This window comes from Paraburkholderia sp. SIMBA_030, assembly GCF_046535245.1.
Classification (GTDB): Bacteria; Pseudomonadota; Gammaproteobacteria; order Burkholderiales; family Burkholderiaceae; genus Paraburkholderia.
Genome location: NZ_JAWRXB010000027.1, coordinates 78,403 through 93,906, shown reverse-complemented (window position 1 = coordinate 93,906; position 15,504 = coordinate 78,403). Strand labels below are relative to the sequence as shown.

Annotated in this window: 18 protein-coding genes and 1 riboswitch; of the genes, 10 read left to right on the top strand and 8 right to left on the bottom strand. The window is 64.8% G+C overall.

The features are described from left to right. Window positions 1-70 precede the first annotated feature (70 nt). Window positions 71-1,540, top strand: a complete 1,470-nt coding sequence (locus SB772_RS34785; RefSeq protein WP_410837652.1) for a glutamate synthase subunit beta — start codon at window positions 71-73, stop codon at window positions 1,538-1,540. A gap of 316 nt (window positions 1,541-1,856) precedes the next feature. Next, window positions 1,857-2,789, top strand: a complete 933-nt coding sequence (locus SB772_RS34780; RefSeq protein WP_410837651.1) for a tyrosine-protein phosphatase — start codon at window positions 1,857-1,859, stop codon at window positions 2,787-2,789. Window positions 2,790-2,980: 191 nt separating this feature from the next. Here SB772_RS34780 and SB772_RS34775 read toward each other — a convergent pair whose 3' ends face one another. Genes SB772_RS34775 through SB772_RS34765 form a run of 3 tightly spaced genes read right to left on the bottom strand, consistent with a single transcriptional unit; the run spans window position 2,981 to window position 5,272 of the window. Next, entirely contained in the window at window positions 2,981-4,252 is a 1,272-nt protein-coding gene (locus tag SB772_RS34775) for an ATP-binding protein (protein WP_410837650.1), read from the bottom strand. Beyond that, window positions 4,249-4,989: a response regulator gene (locus SB772_RS34770; protein ID WP_410837649.1), complete on the bottom strand. Its 741-nt coding sequence runs from the start codon at window positions 4,987-4,989 to the stop codon at window positions 4,249-4,251. The genes SB772_RS34775 and SB772_RS34770 overlap by 4 nt, the downstream gene beginning before the upstream one ends. Window positions 4,990-5,035: 46 nt before the next feature. Further along, entirely contained in the window at window positions 5,036-5,272 is a 237-nt protein-coding gene (locus SB772_RS34765; RefSeq protein ID WP_410837648.1) for a hypothetical protein, read from the bottom strand. Between the two features lie 128 nt (window positions 5,273-5,400). Between SB772_RS34765 and SB772_RS34760 the strand changes: the two genes are divergently transcribed. From SB772_RS34760 to SB772_RS34745, 4 genes are all read left to right on the top strand, one after another. Beyond that, complete coding sequence (locus SB772_RS34760) at window positions 5,401-5,583, top strand: hypothetical protein (RefSeq protein ID WP_410837647.1); 183 nt, start codon at window positions 5,401-5,403, stop codon at window positions 5,581-5,583. 43 nt (window positions 5,584-5,626) lie between these two features. After that, window positions 5,627-5,794 (top strand): DUF6726 family protein, encoded by a 168-nt coding sequence (locus tag SB772_RS34755; protein WP_410837673.1) that lies wholly within the window; start codon window positions 5,627-5,629, stop codon window positions 5,792-5,794. A 3-nt stretch (window positions 5,795-5,797) separates the two neighbouring features. Further along, window positions 5,798-6,508: a hypothetical protein gene (locus SB772_RS34750; protein WP_410837646.1), complete on the top strand. Its 711-nt coding sequence runs from the start codon at window positions 5,798-5,800 to the stop codon at window positions 6,506-6,508. 90 nt (window positions 6,509-6,598) lie between these two features. Next, the gene (locus tag SB772_RS34745; protein ID WP_410837645.1) at window positions 6,599-7,270 is read left to right on the top strand and encodes a flagellar basal body L-ring protein FlgH; all 672 of its coding nucleotides are present in this window, start codon (window positions 6,599-6,601) and stop codon (window positions 7,268-7,270) included. A 48-nt stretch (window positions 7,271-7,318) separates the two neighbouring features. Here the strand turns inward: SB772_RS34745 and SB772_RS34740 are convergent, their stop codons facing one another. The 5 genes from SB772_RS34740 to SB772_RS34720 form a co-directional block, all read right to left on the bottom strand. Beyond that, window positions 7,319-8,059, bottom strand: coding sequence for a response regulator (locus SB772_RS34740; RefSeq protein ID WP_410837672.1), 741 nt, complete (start codon window positions 8,057-8,059; stop codon window positions 7,319-7,321). 88 nt (window positions 8,060-8,147) lie between these two features. Continuing rightward, the gene (locus tag SB772_RS34735; RefSeq protein WP_410837671.1) at window positions 8,148-8,726 is read right to left on the bottom strand and encodes a hypothetical protein; all 579 of its coding nucleotides are present in this window, start codon (window positions 8,724-8,726) and stop codon (window positions 8,148-8,150) included. A 122-nt stretch (window positions 8,727-8,848) separates the two neighbouring features. Next, a complete protein-coding gene (locus SB772_RS34730; RefSeq protein ID WP_410837644.1) occupies window positions 8,849-9,310 on the bottom strand; it encodes a hypothetical protein in 462 nt (153 codons plus the stop codon). A gap of 166 nt (window positions 9,311-9,476) precedes the next feature. Continuing rightward, window positions 9,477-9,602 (bottom strand): hypothetical protein, encoded by a 126-nt coding sequence (locus tag SB772_RS34725; protein WP_410837643.1) that lies wholly within the window; start codon window positions 9,600-9,602, stop codon window positions 9,477-9,479. Beyond that, a complete protein-coding gene (locus tag SB772_RS34720) occupies window positions 9,599-11,350 on the bottom strand; it encodes an ABC transporter ATP-binding protein/permease (RefSeq protein ID WP_410837670.1) in 1,752 nt (583 codons plus the stop codon). The genes SB772_RS34725 and SB772_RS34720 overlap by 4 nt, the downstream gene beginning before the upstream one ends. A 364-nt stretch (window positions 11,351-11,714) precedes the next feature. Beyond that, window positions 11,715-11,839: riboswitch (TPP riboswitch) on the top strand. 220 nt (window positions 11,840-12,059) lie between these two features. On the opposite strand from SB772_RS34720, the gene SB772_RS34715 reads away from it, so the two are divergent. The 4 genes from SB772_RS34715 (at window position 12,060) to thiE (ending at window position 15,432) form a co-directional block, all read left to right on the top strand. Beyond that, window positions 12,060-13,190, top strand: coding sequence for an FAD-dependent oxidoreductase (locus SB772_RS34715; protein WP_410837642.1), 1,131 nt, complete (start codon window positions 12,060-12,062; stop codon window positions 13,188-13,190). A 72-nt stretch (window positions 13,191-13,262) separates the two neighbouring features. After that, window positions 13,263-13,460 (top strand): sulfur carrier protein ThiS, encoded by a 198-nt coding sequence (gene thiS, locus SB772_RS34710; protein WP_410837641.1) that lies wholly within the window; start codon window positions 13,263-13,265, stop codon window positions 13,458-13,460. A gap of 56 nt (window positions 13,461-13,516) precedes the next feature. Then, window positions 13,517-14,332, top strand: coding sequence for a thiazole synthase (locus SB772_RS34705; protein WP_410837640.1), 816 nt, complete (start codon window positions 13,517-13,519; stop codon window positions 14,330-14,332). Then, entirely contained in the window at window positions 14,329-15,432 is a 1,104-nt protein-coding gene (gene thiE, locus SB772_RS34700; protein ID WP_410837639.1) for a thiamine phosphate synthase, read from the top strand. The genes SB772_RS34705 and thiE overlap by 4 nt, the downstream gene beginning before the upstream one ends. The last annotated feature ends 72 nt before the right edge of the window (window positions 15,433-15,504 follow it).

Here is a 15,504-nt window from a genome sequence, read left to right as displayed (position 1 = left end):
CGCCGCTCGATTGTTCGACGCGCGGCGGGTGTAGATCACCCCACCTGATACAGATAGAGAAGAGAACCACATGGGCAAGGCAACCGGTTTTCTCGAGTTCGAGCGCCGCCACGAGGCGTACGAAGCTCCGCTCACGCGTGTGAAGCACTACAAGGAATTCGTCGCGGCACTGACCGACGACGAAGCGAAGATTCAAGGCGCGCGTTGCATGGACTGCGGCATTCCGTTCTGCAACAACGGCTGCCCGGTGAACAACATCATCCCGGACTTCAACGACCTGGTGTTCCATCAGGACTGGAAGAACGCGATCGAAGTGCTGCACTCCACCAACAATTTCCCCGAGTTCACGGGCCGCATCTGCCCGGCGCCGTGTGAAGCAGCGTGCACGCTCGGCATCAACGACGATCCGGTCGGCATCAAGTCGATCGAGCACGCGATCATCGACAAGGCGTGGGCCGAAGGTTGGGTCGCACCGCAGCCGCCGAAGCACAAGACCGGCAAGAAGGTCGCGGTGGTCGGTTCCGGCCCCGCCGGTTTGGCCGTCGCGCAGCAACTCGCGCGCGTGGGGCACGATGTGACGGTGTTCGAAAAGAACGACCGTATCGGCGGCCTGCTGCGTTACGGCATTCCTGACTTCAAGCTGGAAAAGTGGCTGATCGATCGCCGCATGCGTCAAATGGAAGCCGAAGGCGTGACGTTCCGCGCCAACGTGTTCATCGGCAAGCCGGATACGCTGCCGGCGCATATCGGCAACACGGCGAAGGAAACCATTACGCCGGCCGAACTGAAAGAACAGTTCGACGCCGTGGTGCTCACGGGTGGTTCGGAAACGCCGCGCGATCTGCCGGTGCCGGGCCGTGAGTTCGAAGGCATCCACTACGCGATGGAATTCCTGCCGCAGCAGAACAAGGTCAATGCCGGCGACAAGGTTGCGAACCAGCTGCTCGCGAAAGGCAAGCATGTGATCGTGATCGGCGGCGGCGATACGGGTTCGGACTGCGTCGGTACGTCGAACCGTCACGGCGCGAAGAGCGTCACGCAATTCGAACTGCTGCCGCAACCGCCGGAAGAAGAGAACAAACCGCTCGTGTGGCCGTACTGGCCGATCAAGCTGCGCACGTCGTCGTCGCATGACGAAGGCTGCTCGCGCGACTGGTCGGTGGCGACCAAGCGTCTCGAAGGCAAGAACGGCAAGGTCGAGAAGCTGATCGCCGCGCGCGTCGAATGGAAGGACGGCAAGATGCAGGAAGTGCCGGGCTCCGAATTCGAAATGAAAGCCGATCTGGTGCTGCTCGCGATGGGCTTTACGCAGCCTGTCTCGCCGGTGCTCGAAGCGTTCGGCGTCGACAAGGATGCGCGCGGCAACGTGCGTGCGTCGACCGAAGGCGACAGGGCGTATTACACGTCGGTGGATAAGGTGTTTACAGCGGGCGATATGCGCCGAGGCCAGTCGCTGGTGGTGTGGGCGATTCGGGAAGGCCGCCAGTGCGCGCGTTCGGTCGATGCGTTCCTGATGGGAAATTCGGAACTGCCGCGCTAAAAGTCTCCGGCCGGTTCACGCCTGCGGACATGGAAGCCGGCCACAGCTTGCAGGAAGAGGTGGAGACGACAAAGCGGTATATCAAAGCGGTAAAACGAAGCCGGGCACCTGAGAGGGTGACCCGGCTTTTTAACGTCCGCTGAGTGTTTGGCGTGCTATTTGCGCTTCATTCCTCGCCGCGAAACAACTGCAGATAGCCTTGACTTCGGCCATACCCGATCCTTACCAACTACTACCGTGTAACCCGAAAAATATATCTCCCCGTTAAACTGCGCTGGCAGCGCCCAAGCTGCAAAAACCACCTTTACCTCACTCGATGCCCGCAACTGGAAAAACCTGCTCGCCACACCGCCGCCCCGCGAGCACGCCCTTGCGGGTAAGGGCGTCCCCGTCGCGTCGTGCGTTCCTGAAAGGCTCAGCGGGCGTTCTGCTGTTATCCAGTTTGAGCAGCTCGTTGCTCTCCGCCTGCGGCGGCGGCAACCTCGACGCCGACCAACCGGAAACCCCGCGCCTGGCGTCAGTCGCCAATTTCCGGGATGTGGCGGGCGCCGCCGCCGGCTATCCAACCGTCGACGGTAAACAGATGCGCCGTGGCGCCTTCTATCGTGCGAACGCGCTGACACTCAGCGCTGCAGACCAGGCCACCGTAGCCAAACTCGGCATCCTCGCGGTCTACGATCTGCGCACCCCCGGTGAAATCGCACGCACCGCCGACATCCTGCCGGCCGGCGCGACATCGCAAGCCATCAATGTCCTCGGCACAAGCGACCTGGTCGTGCCGTCGCTCGATTCGGCCGCCGCCGCCGTCGCATTCATGGAGGCCGAGGCGCGCGCGTTCGTCACCGGTGCCGCCCAGCGCGCCAGCTTCGGGACGCTCCTCACGCAGCTCGCCAACGGGGCCGGCGCGCAGCTGTTTCATTCGAATGCAGGGAAGGATCGCACCGGCTGGGTCGCGGCTTTGCTGCTCAGCATCGCCAATGTGCCGCTCGACGTCATCATGCAGGACTATCTGCTGAGCAACGTCTATTCGGCCGCGTCGATCAAGGCAAGCACCGACACGCTACGGTCGCAAAACGGCGACGCAGTGGCGGCGATCGAGGCGCCCTTGTTCAGCGTTCAGGAAAGCTACCTGCTGGCGGGGTTCGATCAGGTGCAGGCGAGCTACGGCACGATGGCGAGTTATCTGACGCAAGGCCTCGGGGTGTCTCAGGCGACGATCGATACCTTGCACGACCGCCTCGTGACCTGAATCGCGACGGTCGCGACGCATTCGCCGTGTCGGCGAGCGCAGGCGAAAAAAAGTCCGCCCGAAGTAAGCGGGGCGGACAGAGAAGGGCGGCATCGAGGTTGCCGGGGCTGACTATAAGTCCGCAGTCACCAGGAAAACCTATCCGGTAAGGGCGCGTAAGTGGGTACATCGGCGCCGGCGCACGATCCTTCTCACGTTTCTGCCAATCCGGCCGGTAGTTGGATCCGCACTTCCAGGCCGCCTTGCGCATGATTGCGCACGTGACAGCGACCGCCGCGATCGTGCGCGAGCCGCGCGACAATCGCCAGTCCAAGGCCGCAATGGCCTTCGCCGCCACGCGCGGCGTCGAGTCGTACGAATGGTTTCATTGCCGCGGCGATGCGGTCGTCGGGAATGCCGGGCCCGTGATCGCGCACGCTAATGATCCAGTGCCGGTCGTTACGCGCAGTCGCGATATCGACCGGTGGCGCGCCGTGCTCGAGTGCGTTGTCGACGAGATTCGTCACCAGCCGGTCGAGCAGCGTGCGCGGCAGCCTGAATGACGAGCCGGCTCGCAGATCGAGCGTGAAAAGCGGCGTCTCGGTGCTGTCGCTGGCGGAAAACTGTTCTTGCAGAAACGCGTCGACTTCAACCGGTGGCCCGGCGTCGGCGGATTGGCCGGCGAACTCCAGAAACTGCTGGACGATGTTGGTCAGCGAGTCGACGTCGCGAATCAGGCCCGCGCGCTCGCTTTCCGCGACCAGCACGCTTGCGCGCAATTTGAGCCGCGTCAGCGGCGCTTTCAGATCGTGCGCGACGCCCGCCAGCATCACCGCCTGGTCGTCGCCGGCTTCGTTCAGGCGCCGCATCATGTCGTTGAACGAGCCGATCAGTTCGCGCAGTTCGCGTGGACCCTGCACGGTGACGGGCTCCGGTCGTCCGCCGGAGCCGAACTCGAGCGCGGCATCAGCCACGCGCGACAAGGGCCGTTGCATCTGCCAGACCGCCAGCAGCGACAGGATCAGCGCGCCCAGCAGCATCGATACCGATTCGACGAGAAAGTGCGGGCGCGGCGGAACGTCGACCGGCACGACGACCCAGTTCGATTTGCCGGGGAACAGGACCCACAACTGAGGCGGGCGCAAATCATCGACGGCAATCTGCGTGCCGGGCGGCAAGTTTTCGCGCAGATGCCGGCTCAGTTCGACCAGCGGATGACGGGTCGGCGTGTGCAGATGGACGCTCGCCGGCATGTTCCACGTCGGCACGAGGTGCACGCGCATCGCGGGCGCGAGCGCGGCGCCCTTGATCGGCTCGCCGTTGAGCGCCTGTAACACCAGCAGAATGCCGCGCGCGAAGCCGTCGATTTCATGACGCGGCGGCTGCATCACCACCAGCACGAACCAGCCCGCCTGAATCGCGAACAACACCGCTGTCGACAACAAGGCCATTCTGCCGAACAGCGTGTTCAGCGGGTTTTTCATGCGTTTGAGGCAGCCTCGTCGGCGAAGGGCGTGCCGTCGGCGTCGGGCACGAACACGTAGCCTTTGCCTCGCACTGTTTGCACGTAGCAGGGGTTGGACGGATCGTCTTCGATCACCCGGCGCAGGCGCCAGATCGGCACGTCGAGGCTGCGGTCGCGAAAGGCGAGATTGTCGCGATGCACGAGATCGTGAATCAGCACGCGCGACAGCACCTTGTACGGATTGTTGACGAAGATCTTCAGCAGCGCGAACTCACTGTCGCGCAGCGGGAGCTTCGAGTCGTCGCGCGAAAGCGAACGCGTGGCGAAATCGAGTTCGAATGGACCGAAGCGATACGGCTTGCGGGCCTCGGGCGCACTCGTGGTGGAGGGACCGCGGCGACGCAGCACCGTATGGATCCGCGCGAGCAATTCGCGGGGATCGAACGGCTTGGTCAGATAATCGTCAGCACCGAGCGAGAGCCCGACGATCCGGTCGGCCACCGTGCCGCGCGCCGTCACGAAGATCACTGGGATGTCGTCGCCGGCGGCGCGCAACGCGGTGAGCGCGCGCAGGCCGTCGGTGTTCGGCATCATGATGTCGAGCACGACGACCGACGGCCGTTCACGTTCGAGCCGGCGCTGCAGATGAGTGCCGTCGTGCAGCACCGACGCGTCGAAGCCGTTCGATTGCAGAAACTTGCATAGCAGATCGCGTACGACCGGGTCGTCGTCGACGATAAGGACCTGTGGATTCATGGCGAAATTCTAGACTGGCGCGCACGGCGCGAGGCCGACTGTTTTCTTACCAATGCTTACGGAACTGCGCGCCGCGCGCGCCGCCTTCCCGCGCGAGGCCCGCAGCCAAAGGCTCACTGCACATTTCAACATTGCCATATTCGGCAACCCGCTCAGCGGCGTTGAAGACGTTTTGCATCGCTGATATTCCTCCGATGAAAGAATTGGCGCGCGATCGCAACGACTGGCAACCAATCGCAACGGCTCGTAAGAACCGCCGAAAAGGGCGCTTTTCTTCGTGCATCGCCACCTCGCGTGCGGCGAGATGATTCGTCGTGCAGTACGTTGCGCCGCATGTCGAAAACAGCCTAACGCCTTGGGCCCCGCGACAGGCGGCGTGAAATCGAAACCTAGCGCCACGCGAGGCTCATCATGACCGTTCATAGCAATCTCAGTTCAACCCGCTTTTCCTCACTGGCGCCCACGCCGGCGGCGGAGAAGCCCGCGGCTGCGGGTAGCCCGTCGGCGACGCCGCAAGCACGGGGCGCGGCCACCCAGGCGTTGCCGCCGGTGCCTGCCGGTCTCGTCGGGCATAACGTCAACACGACCGCCTGACCCCGAGGCCCGTGTGTCGACCCAGAAAATTCTAGACCGCTTCATACGTGTCGCTGCGTGGTCGACGCTCGGCGCGGCGCTGCTGCCGCTCGGCGGCTGCGGCGTCGCCGCGCTGCCGTGCCGGCTGACCTCGGCGACGCTGAAAATCGTCCCGGTGATCGGCCATGCGGCAGCCACGCCGTTCGACGCGTGTTCATCCGCCATCGACTGAATCATGATACTCAAACGGATTGCCTGTGCATTGGCGCTGTTCGGCGCAATGTCCCAGTTGGCCGCCCTGGCGCAGCCGGCGGCTCGCGAAGCGGCGGCCAGTGCGGCGGCCAAGGGTGCGTCCGCCGATGCGCGCAAGCGTTCGCAGGACGTTCCGTTTGCGTTTCGCGGCATCGCGCTCGGCATCACGCTCGACGAATTCCGTTCGGGCTCGACCGTGCGGGCGACGCCGCTCGGCAGCGTGCCTGTCTGCGAGACGGATGTGCAGGCGGGCGCGCTCGGCATGCGCCTGAAATCACACGAGAGTCTGACGGTCGCGTGCCGCTGGGCACATCGCGGCGACGAAGGCTGGGCCGTGTCGCAAGCCGTCGTCGACGGCGCACCGGCGCAGGAGCATGTGCTGCGTTTCGCGCGCGTCGACGGGCAGAGCGCGCTGCGTCTGTACGAGATTTCTTTCGTGATCGACGAGGTCACCGCCGAAGACCTGCGCGACGCGCTTGCCGACCGTTACGGCGCGCCGCGTCTGGCCACGCAACAAGCGTCGTCGTCCGGGGCGATGCCGATGTATGTCTGGGACAACGCGGTGAGTTCGATCACGTTGTGTTTTCTGCCCGGCACCCGCAACGGCACGCTCACCTATCTGCTGAAGGGTTCGGACGCATGGGTGAAATCGGTCGTGCGGCAATGGGAAGCGAGCGGTGCCGATGCGGGCTGATGTGCCGCTTCCGCTATCGCGCGTGCGACCTTTTCCGCACGAGGACCGTAAGTTCGTTTTTAACCTGGCCGATCCGGCCAAGGAGCGCGCATGACTGCGCTACGTGTCACTGTCGCGCTAGGCGCGGCGGCCTGCCTCGCGGCTTGCGCGGGCAGCAACCAGAACTCGATCGTCGAGACGCCGATGTCGCCGCCGCTTGCGTCGACGCCGCTGAACGTCAATACGCAGGGCGCGATCTATCAGGCCGGCACGCCGCTGCTGCTTTACGAAACACCGCGCGCGCAGCATATCGGCGACGTGCTGACGATCCGCCTCGCGGAGTCGTATAGCGACAGCAATAGCTCGACCGCGGCGGCGAACCGTTCGAGCAGCATTACCGCGGACGCCGCCGATCATTCGACCAACGCGGCCGCGCGGCTCGCGAGGCTCTTCAACATCGGCTCGGCCAGCACCGAGTACAAAGGGCAGAGCAGTCTCACCGATGTCAGCGGCATGACCGGCACGTTGGCGGTCACCGTGATCGGCACGATGTCGACCGGCAATCTGGTCGTATCGGGCGAGAAGGTGATCGCGATGAGCGGCAACCGCGACCGCCTGCGCCTGTCCGGTATCGTCAATCCTAAGGATATCGAAGCAGGAAATTACGTCGCTTCGAGCAAGGTCGCGAACGCTCGCATCGAGCAGGCCGGCGTGGGGATGGTGTCCGACGCGACGACGATGGGCTGGCTGCAGCGAATGTTCCTGAGCGTGCTGACTTTCTAGAATCGGCGTGTCGGCGCCTGGAGTGCGAGGCGCAGCTGGTTTTACGCGCTAGGCGAGCGGCGGCGCGCTGCGCTCCGCCGCACCGATTTCGCCGTCCGGCACGAACACATAGCCACGTCCCCACACGGTTTGCACGTAGCGCGGCTCGGACGGATCGACTTCGATGAGCCGCCGCAAACGCCAGATCGACACATCCAGGCTGCGATTGCGATGCACCTCGCTATTGCCGTGCAGTTTCTCAAGCAACTGCGCGCGCGTCAGCACGGTCATCGCGTGGGTGACGAACACCTTGAGCATCGCGAATTCGCTGGAACGCAGCGTGATGCGTTCGCCGTCACGGCGCAATTCGCGCGCCGGGAAATTCACCTCGAAGCGGCCGAAGCGATACGGCGCGCGATGCTCCGGCGCGCTCGGTGCAATCGCGCCACGGCGGCGTAGCACCGTACGAATTCGTGCGACCAGCTCGCTCGGTTCGAACGGCTTGCCGAGGTAATCGTCGGCGCCGAGTTCGAGGCCGATCACGCGGTCGATCGGGTCGGCGCGCGCGGTCAGCATAATCACGGGAATATCGTCGCCGGCGACGCGCAATGCGCGCAGCGCACTGATGCCGTCGAGCTCCGGCATCATGATGTCGAGCACGACCAGCGCGGGACGCTCGTCCTGCAATTGACGCTGCAACGCCATACCGTGTTCGAGCACGGCGACCCTGAAACCGCGCCCTTGCAGATATTGGCTGACGAGCTCGCGTACGATGGGGTCGTCGTCGACGACCAGAATGGATTGGTTCATCCAGGTCATCTTAGTGATCCGCGCGAGCGCCGCAAAGCGCGTAACGCTTTCGAATCCTTTCCCGCGTAAGAGAAAGCAAGCGGCCTGCTCAGTTGGCTTGGGAAGTTTGAATGGTCTGCATCGGCTGCGGACCGAGGGCAGTCTGATCGACCACCATCCGGTCGATCAAACCGTTGAGCTTGGTCGACGCGCTGGAGAAGCGATCGGCGTTGAGGCCGCCGGTCTGGTAACGCGCGGTGACCAGAATACGGCCGTGCTGGAGCAGCGTCAGAACGATGATCGACAGGTACTGAATCGATTCGTCGCTGAACGAGCGGCGGCCGTAATCGATCGCGGCGTTATAGACGAGCCGCGCCTCGCAACCGGCCGGCGAAGTGCCCGGATTGTAGACGTCGGAACGAATACCGCGCCGCTCGAGCGCATATTGCAGCGCCGGTACAAAATCGCCGACCGACACCGCCTGATTCACTTCGATGCAGATGTCGTGCACGGCGGCGGGCCGGCCGTTGACAAAGGTCGGCGACGAATAGTTTGCTGCGATCGCGTAGCCCGCCTGAATCACCGAACCGGTGGCGTCGGCCGCCGAGATCAGCGTCCAGGCGCAGCCGTTCAGGCCGAGCGCCATGATGGCGGATGCGGCAAGCCGGGCGCCGGGCCGCCGCAACATGACCCACCCAGCCAGTGTGGCTCGCGTTAAAGCGACAGCGCGCAAGCTCGGCGTGAAGGTCATGGTGCGCGGTGCCTCGCGACCGCGAAGAGGGCGATGGACAACGGCGATCGAGTTCACGCTCAGCGCGTGACGCGCAGGCGCAATTCGTTTTGTCCTTGCACGCTTGCCGTGACGTTGACGCGCCGCTCGGCGGTGGTCACGATGAAATGCTGTCGCGTCGGCGTGTTGACGTCGTGCACGACGTTCGGAAAGCATGCGGCGATATCGGCGCCGAATTCTTCGAGCGGATCGTTGACGACGCCGTCCGCTTGCCAATGTGCGCGCCAATGGCAATCGTACGAGTGGCTGTTCGCGCGGCAATCGTCCGCGTCCGGCAACCCCGGCAGTTGCGCGGCGGGTTGTGCGCGCAGTTGCTTGAAGTCGGGTGCTTCGACGATGTGTTTGAGCGCGGGGCAAACGTCTGCCGGCTCGTTGGGCTGGGTGGCTTGCGCAGCGTGTGCGGTGCCCGAGAGCAGCCATGCTGCGCCGAGAGCGAGCGCGAGGCGCTGGGTCAAAGGACGGGAGCGGCGATCGAATGACATGTGCGAAGAGTCCGGTAGCAGTGAATGGCGTGGCGGGCCGAACGTGGTATGGCCCGCACGACAATCGTCGCCGCTACACTGCGTTTTCAAAGCGGGGAACAGCTTGCCCGCTTCGCAAATGCTTTCTAACTCTTCTCGCGTGTTTCCGGATCTTGCGGCGTGTCGCTCAGCCGGGCGTGAGACCGCCGTCGACGTGGATCACCTGGCCGGTGATGTGACGGGCGAGCGCCGCACCGATGCTGGAGCCGGCTCCGGTGATCAGCACGACGCGCTCGAGTTCAGCGCCGCTCAAGCAGCGACCGGTTCGTCCGAGCGTTCGACATCGAGCGTTTCCGCGTGGAACGCCGCTAGCGATTCGCGATGTGCGACGCTGACGATCGCCGCCTTCGGCAGCCGTTCGGTGAACAGGTGGTACAGACGCGCTTCGTTTTCTGCATCGAGCGCGCTGGTCGCTTCGTCGAGGAACAGGTAGTCGGGCTTGTGCAGCAATACCCGGGCGCCGGCGAGGCGTTGTTGTTCGCCCGGCGAGAGAATCCGCGTCCAGTGTCCCGATTCCTGCAGCCGGTCCGCATACTCCGACAGACGACAGACGCGCAGCGCTTCGCGGCATTCGTCGTCGGTATAGGTATTGGCGGGGGACGGGTAGGTGAGCGCCGCTTTCAGCGTGCCGATCGGCATGTAGCTGACCTGCGGGATGAACATCATGCGCGCGTTGACCGGCGCGTCGATCGAGCCGTCGCCGAATGGCCAGAGCCCGGCGAGCGCACGCATCAGCGTGCTCTTGCCCGAGCCGGACGGACCGCGCACCAGCCAGCGCGAGCCCGGCTGGATCGCGATATCGCGGATGCGCGACAGCGGGTTGCCATTCGGCAGCGCGAGCTTGAGGCCGTCGGTGGAAAGCTTGTCGTCGTCGACGAAATGCAGGTTGATGCCGCCATGCGCGGTCGCCGGCGACACCGATTCCTTCAGACGCGGCGCATGCACGACGCGCTTGAATTCACGCAACCGGTTCACGGTAGCGCGCCATTCCACCAAGCTTGTGTAACTGTTGATGAACCACGAAAACGAATCGCTGACGGTGCCGAACGCGCTCGAGATCTGCATCAGCACGCCGAACGTAAAGGCGCCCGCGAAGTAGCGCGGCGCGGCGACCACCAGCGGAAAGATGATCGCGATCTGACCATAGAAAGCCGACACGAAGGTGAGCCGCTTGGTGTACTTCATCACCTGCCACCAGTTATCGCGGATGCGGCCGAACAGCGTGTGCGTGTTCGTTTTCTCGGTTTCCATGCCGTTGTAGAAGGCGATCTGCTCGGCGTTTTCACGCAGACGGATCAGGCCGAAACGGAAATCCGCCTCGACTTTCTGTGCCTGGTAATTGACCGACACGAGCGGATGGCCGACCTTCTGGATGACCAGCGAACCGGCCACCGCATAGAGCGCCGCGGCCCACACCATGTAGCCGGGAATCTGCACCGGCATGCCGCCGAGCGAGACCGTCAGCGCGCCGGCGAGCGACCACAGGATCGTCATGAACGACACCAGCGTGACGACCGTCGACAGCAGGTCGAGCGTCAGCGACAGCGTGGTGGTGGCGAACGATTGCAGGTCGTCGCTGATCCGCTGGTCGGGGTTGTCGGCGAGCCGGTCGCGTTCGATCCGGTAGAAGGCGCTGTCATGCAGCCATTCGTTCAGGTAACGCGTGGTCAGCCACTGACGCCAGCGGAAGCCGAGCATCTGCCGCAGATAGCGGCCGTACACCGCGAGGACGATGAAGGCAAACGCGAGTCCCGAGAACACCATCAACAGGTGCGGGAAATCGTGCACGTTCTTGGTTTGCAGCGCGTTGTAGAAGTCGGCGCTCCAGCGGTTCAGGCGCACGTTGATCCACACGACGAGCAGATTCATCACGATGATCGCGACGAGCAAGCCCCACGCCGTCTTTCGTTCTTCGGAGACCCAGTAAGGTTTAATCAGGCTCCAGGCGGAGACTTTGTCGTCCGGCTGCAGCGCGGGGCTGGCAGAGGTATTCGGTGTCATGAGCATCCTGATGTAGTGCTGGCCCATCAAGGGCTGACCCATTGGGGGCCGCCCCACGGCGGGTTTGCGGTGCATGCCCGGGTGTCGTGCTCGACGAACGCGCGCCCGAGCGAGCGTCCGATTCTGGCGCGACCCCCTTAAGCGAAAATTAATTTCCACCTGCGGGACTCGCCCCGATGCCGCCGTCGCGCGGGCAGCGGAGCATGCCGCCGAGGCAAGGCTCCTGCGGCATCCGGTCTCGGCATTGTGCCAGAGCGGCGCGCGGCCATATTGATGAATCGAAAGAGGTGCCGGATCAACAACTGTAGGCGCCCGCGCGAGCCGCTGGTTTGCGGGCATCGCGCCTTTTATGGTCTAATGACCTTCGACGAAACAGGGGTGCTTCGCACGCCGGCAGCGTGGATGTCCACGCAGCGGCAGCGAGGCTGAGAGAGACCCTTTGCACCCGATCCGGGTAATACCGGCGCGGGAAGTTTCCGGAAGCAGCCAATCTTCCATTCCCCGCCGGGCGTCCGTCATTTTGACGCGCGTGTTGCCCGGCCGGCCTTACCCGCCGGTTTCGTCCTGGGTACGTGCGCTTGTTGCCGTACGGAAAGGACTCGATGACCGCCTATTCTTCAGACATGAGTTTTGCTCTTCGCCACGCTGCTGTCGGCGTGCCGCGCTGCTTTAGCGTTGCCTGCCGTTGCGGTGATCGGGAGTGCGCACGATGAACCGTCCTGCTCAACCCGATTTCGCGGTGCTCGGCGGCGGCCTGTGCGGACGCCTCGTCGCGTGGCGGCTTGCCGGGCAAGGGTATCGCGTGGCGCTCTACGAGCGTGGCGACGCCGCCGGTTCGCAAGCTGCCGCGTGGGTCGCCGCGGCGATGCTGGCGCCGCTTGCCGAGGCCGCCAGCGCCGAGTTGCTGATTACGCGGCTGGGCGCGAGCTCGCTCGAAAGCTGGCCGCGTGTGCTGGCCGAATTGCCCGAACCGGTGTTTTTCCAGCGCAACGGCACGCTGGTCGTATGGCATCACGCCGACCGCACCGAAGCGCCGCTGTTCGAACGCCGGGTGCGCTCGAACGCGCCTGCCGAACTGCTCGACGGCGGCTTCGTGACGCTCGCCGGTGCGCAGGTCGGCACCGCCGAACCCGCGTTGGCGGGCCGCTTCAATCAGGGCTGGCTGCTGCCGCTCGAAGGGCAACTGGATAACCGCCAGGTATTGTCCGCGCTGGCCGCGGGCCTTGCCGAGCGCGGCGTCGAAACGCATTGGAACACGGCTGTCGACGATCATGCGTTGCCGCCCGCGCGCATCACGATCGATTGCCGCGGTCTCGGCGCGAAGGCGGTTCTGCCCACATTGCGCGGCATTCGCGGCGAAGTCGCACGCGTGCATGCGCCCGGTATCAACCTGACGCGGCCGGTGCGCCTGTTGCATCCGCGCTATCCGCTCTATATCGCGCCGAAGCAGGACGATCTCTACGTGATCGGCGCGACCGAGGTGGAAGGCGAGGACATGTCGCCAGTCAGCGTGCGCTCGGCGCTCGAACTACTGAGCGCGGCATTTTCCGTGCATCCCGGTTTTGGCGAGGCTCGCATCCTCGAACTGAATTCGCAGTGCCGCCCGACTTTGCCGGACCACCGTCCGGCGTTGCTGTGGGACGGCGCGCAGACCTTGCGCGTGAATGGCCTGTACCGGCACGGCTACATGATCGTGCCCGAAGTCGCCGACGAAGCCGTGCGCTTCGCCGCGGCGCTGTTCGACGGCCGCATCGGCGATGCCGATGCATTTGCGGACTGGCAACGCGACGCGCGTTGGAGCGAGCTGTTTCAACTGGATTCCGCGCGGGAGCCGGCATGAGCGCTGCGGTTTTCAATGCACGCATTGCACGCTGCGCCGCCATCGCCATCGATTGAACCGTATTCAAACACCATGGACATTCATATCAACCAGAAGCCGTTGTCGCTGCCCGAAGGCGCGACAGTCGCCGATGCGCTCGCCGCGTTCGGCGCGCGTGCGCCGTTCGCGGTCGCGCTGAACGGCGATTTCGTCGCGCGCACCCAGCATGCGGCGCGCGCGCTGCAACCGGGCGACAAGCTCGATGTCGTGCAACCCGTGGCCGGCGGCTGAGCTTCGTCGAGGCCTGCCTGAACCGCCACGCATTGCCGGAGACAAGGATGATGCAAATGACTTCCCCCCAACCCGCGGACGCGCTCACGCTCTACGGCGAAACCTTCGCCAGCCGCGTGCTGCTGGGCACCTCGCGCTATCCGTCGCTGCAATCGCTGTCCGATTCGATCGACGCCGCGCGGCCCGGCATGGTCACCGTCGCGCTGCGCCGGCAGATGAACGAAGGCGGCGCCGAAGCCGGCTTCTTCGATCTGCTCAAGCGCCACGGCGTGCCGCTGCTACCGAACACCGCCGGCTGCCTGACCGTCGGCGAAGCGGTGACGACCGCGCACATGGCGCGTGAGATTTTCGAAACCGAGTGGATCAAGCTCGAACTGATCGGCGACGACTACACGCTGCAGCCCGATCCGGTCGGCCTGATCGAAGCGGCCGCGCAGTTGATCAAGGACGGCTTCAAAGTCCTGCCGTATTGCACCGAAGATCTGGTGATCGGCCGCCGTCTGCTGGATGCGGGCTGCGAAGCGCTGATGCCGTGGGGTGCGCCGATCGGCACCGGCAAGGGCGTGATCAATCCGTACGGCCTGCGTGTGTTGCGCGAACGGCTGCCCGACGTGCCGCTGATCGTCGATGCAGGCCTCGGCGTGCCGTCGCATGCGGCGCAAGTGATGGAGTGGGGCTTCGATGGCGTGCTGCTGAACACCGCCGTATCGCAGGCGACGCATCCCGACGCTATGGCGCGCGCGTTCGCGTTGGGCGTCGAGGCGGGCCGCCAGGCCTTTCTGGCGGGACCGATGGCAGAGCGCGAAAGCGCGCATGCGAGCACGCCGGTGGTCGGCATGCCGTTCTGGCATCAAGACGGGAGCGCTGCATGACGCAGACTTTGCCTTTAAAGGATCGCGAGCTCTTCTGGCCGCCCGCCGACGAACTCACCGAAGCCGCCGAGCGCATCCGTGCCCGTCTGGGCGACTGGCCGCCGACGCACGCGCCGTGGCGCATCTGCCTGACCGCGCCGGACGCGCCGAACGGCGGTGACCTGCTTATCGTCGCCGACGCGCAGCAGCATGGCGAGCAGGTGGCGCGCTGGCTGGTACAGGGCGCGGGCGTGATCGAAGCCGCGGAGAACCGCGCGGCGCTGCATCTGGGCGGCGAGAAATACCGTCTGGAGGGCCATCTGGCGGAGGACTGGATCGCCGCGCTGGCCGCGTTTCTGGACTGCGGTTTCGATCCGCACGACGCGCTGGTACTGGCGCTGGCGTGGCGCGACGGCGACGAAACCCGTGCGGACGACGCATTTCCGGCCGACCTCGGGCGTTTCCCGCGTATCGCCGGTTTGCCGGACGCGCCGGCGCAAGCGTTCGCACGTTGCCCGGACCGGTTGGGCCTGTATCCGGTGCTGCCGACCGCGGAATGGCTCGAGCGCGTGGTGGGCTTCGGTGTGAAAACCGTTCAGTTGCGCCGCAAATCGGCCGAACCCGCCGATGAACTGAAGCGCGAAATCGCCCGCTGCGTCGCCGCCGGCCGTGAGCACGACGCCCAGGTTTTCATCAACGATCACTGGCGAGCCGCGCTGGCTGCGGGCGCATACGGCGTCCATCTCGGCCAGGAAGATGTCCATACCGCCGACTTGCCGGCGCTTGCCGCGGCGGGTGTCAGGCTCGGTTTGTCGACTCACGGTTTCTACGAGATTCTGACAGCGCTGCATTTCCGGCCAAGCTATATTGCATTGGGCGCGGTGTTCCCCACCACCACCAAAGTCATGCCCACTGCGCCACAGGGCCTGAGGCGCCTCGCGCGGTACGTGCGGCTGCTCGACGGCGTCGTGCCGCTCGTGGCGATCGGCGGAATCGATCTGCAGGTGTTGCCGGACGTGCTGGCGACCGGCGTGGGTTGCGCAGCGGTGGTGCGGGCGGTGACGGAAGCGGCCGATCCGGCTGCCGCCGTTTCTGCATTGCAACAAGCGTTTACGCAATAATCGTCAACTTGAGTAAAGGGACAGGGCACCTCACGGCAACTTTCGCATGATGGCCCTATAATTCGGCCTTCC

What these genes read in the sequence shown, in the direction of transcription:
- SB772_RS34785 (WP_410837652.1), top strand. Translation starts at nt 71, where the DNA reads ATGGGCAAGGCAACCGGTTTTCTCGAGTTCGAGCGCCGCCACGAGGCG.
- SB772_RS34780 (WP_410837651.1), top strand. Translation starts at nt 1,857, where the DNA reads ATGCCCGCAACTGGAAAAACCTGCTCGCCACACCGCCGCCCCGCGAGC.
- SB772_RS34775 (WP_410837650.1), bottom strand. Translation starts at nt 4,252, where the DNA reads ATGAAAAACCCGCTGAACACGCTGTTCGGCAGAATGGCCTTGTTGTCG.
- SB772_RS34770 (WP_410837649.1), bottom strand. Translation starts at nt 4,989, where the DNA reads ATGAATCCACAGGTCCTTATCGTCGACGACGACCCGGTCGTACGCGAT.
- SB772_RS34765 (WP_410837648.1), bottom strand. Translation starts at nt 5,272, where the DNA reads ATGCACGAAGAAAAGCGCCCTTTTCGGCGGTTCTTACGAGCCGTTGCG.
- SB772_RS34760 (WP_410837647.1), top strand. Translation starts at nt 5,401, where the DNA reads ATGACCGTTCATAGCAATCTCAGTTCAACCCGCTTTTCCTCACTGGCG.
- SB772_RS34750 (WP_410837646.1), top strand. Translation starts at nt 5,798, where the DNA reads ATGATACTCAAACGGATTGCCTGTGCATTGGCGCTGTTCGGCGCAATG.
- SB772_RS34745 (WP_410837645.1), top strand. Translation starts at nt 6,599, where the DNA reads ATGACTGCGCTACGTGTCACTGTCGCGCTAGGCGCGGCGGCCTGCCTC.
- SB772_RS34740 (WP_410837672.1), bottom strand. Translation starts at nt 8,059, where the DNA reads ATGAACCAATCCATTCTGGTCGTCGACGACGACCCCATCGTACGCGAG.
- SB772_RS34735 (WP_410837671.1), bottom strand. Translation starts at nt 8,726, where the DNA reads ATGTTGCGGCGGCCCGGCGCCCGGCTTGCCGCATCCGCCATCATGGCG.
- SB772_RS34730 (WP_410837644.1), bottom strand. Translation starts at nt 9,310, where the DNA reads ATGTCATTCGATCGCCGCTCCCGTCCTTTGACCCAGCGCCTCGCGCTC.
- SB772_RS34720 (WP_410837670.1), bottom strand. Translation starts at nt 11,350, where the DNA reads ATGACACCGAATACCTCTGCCAGCCCCGCGCTGCAGCCGGACGACAAA.
- SB772_RS34715 (WP_410837642.1), top strand. Translation starts at nt 12,060, where the DNA reads ATGAACCGTCCTGCTCAACCCGATTTCGCGGTGCTCGGCGGCGGCCTG.
- thiS (WP_410837641.1), top strand. Translation starts at nt 13,263, where the DNA reads ATGGACATTCATATCAACCAGAAGCCGTTGTCGCTGCCCGAAGGCGCG.
- SB772_RS34705 (WP_410837640.1), top strand. Translation starts at nt 13,517, where the DNA reads ATGACTTCCCCCCAACCCGCGGACGCGCTCACGCTCTACGGCGAAACC.
- thiE (WP_410837639.1), top strand. Translation starts at nt 14,329, where the DNA reads ATGACGCAGACTTTGCCTTTAAAGGATCGCGAGCTCTTCTGGCCGCCC.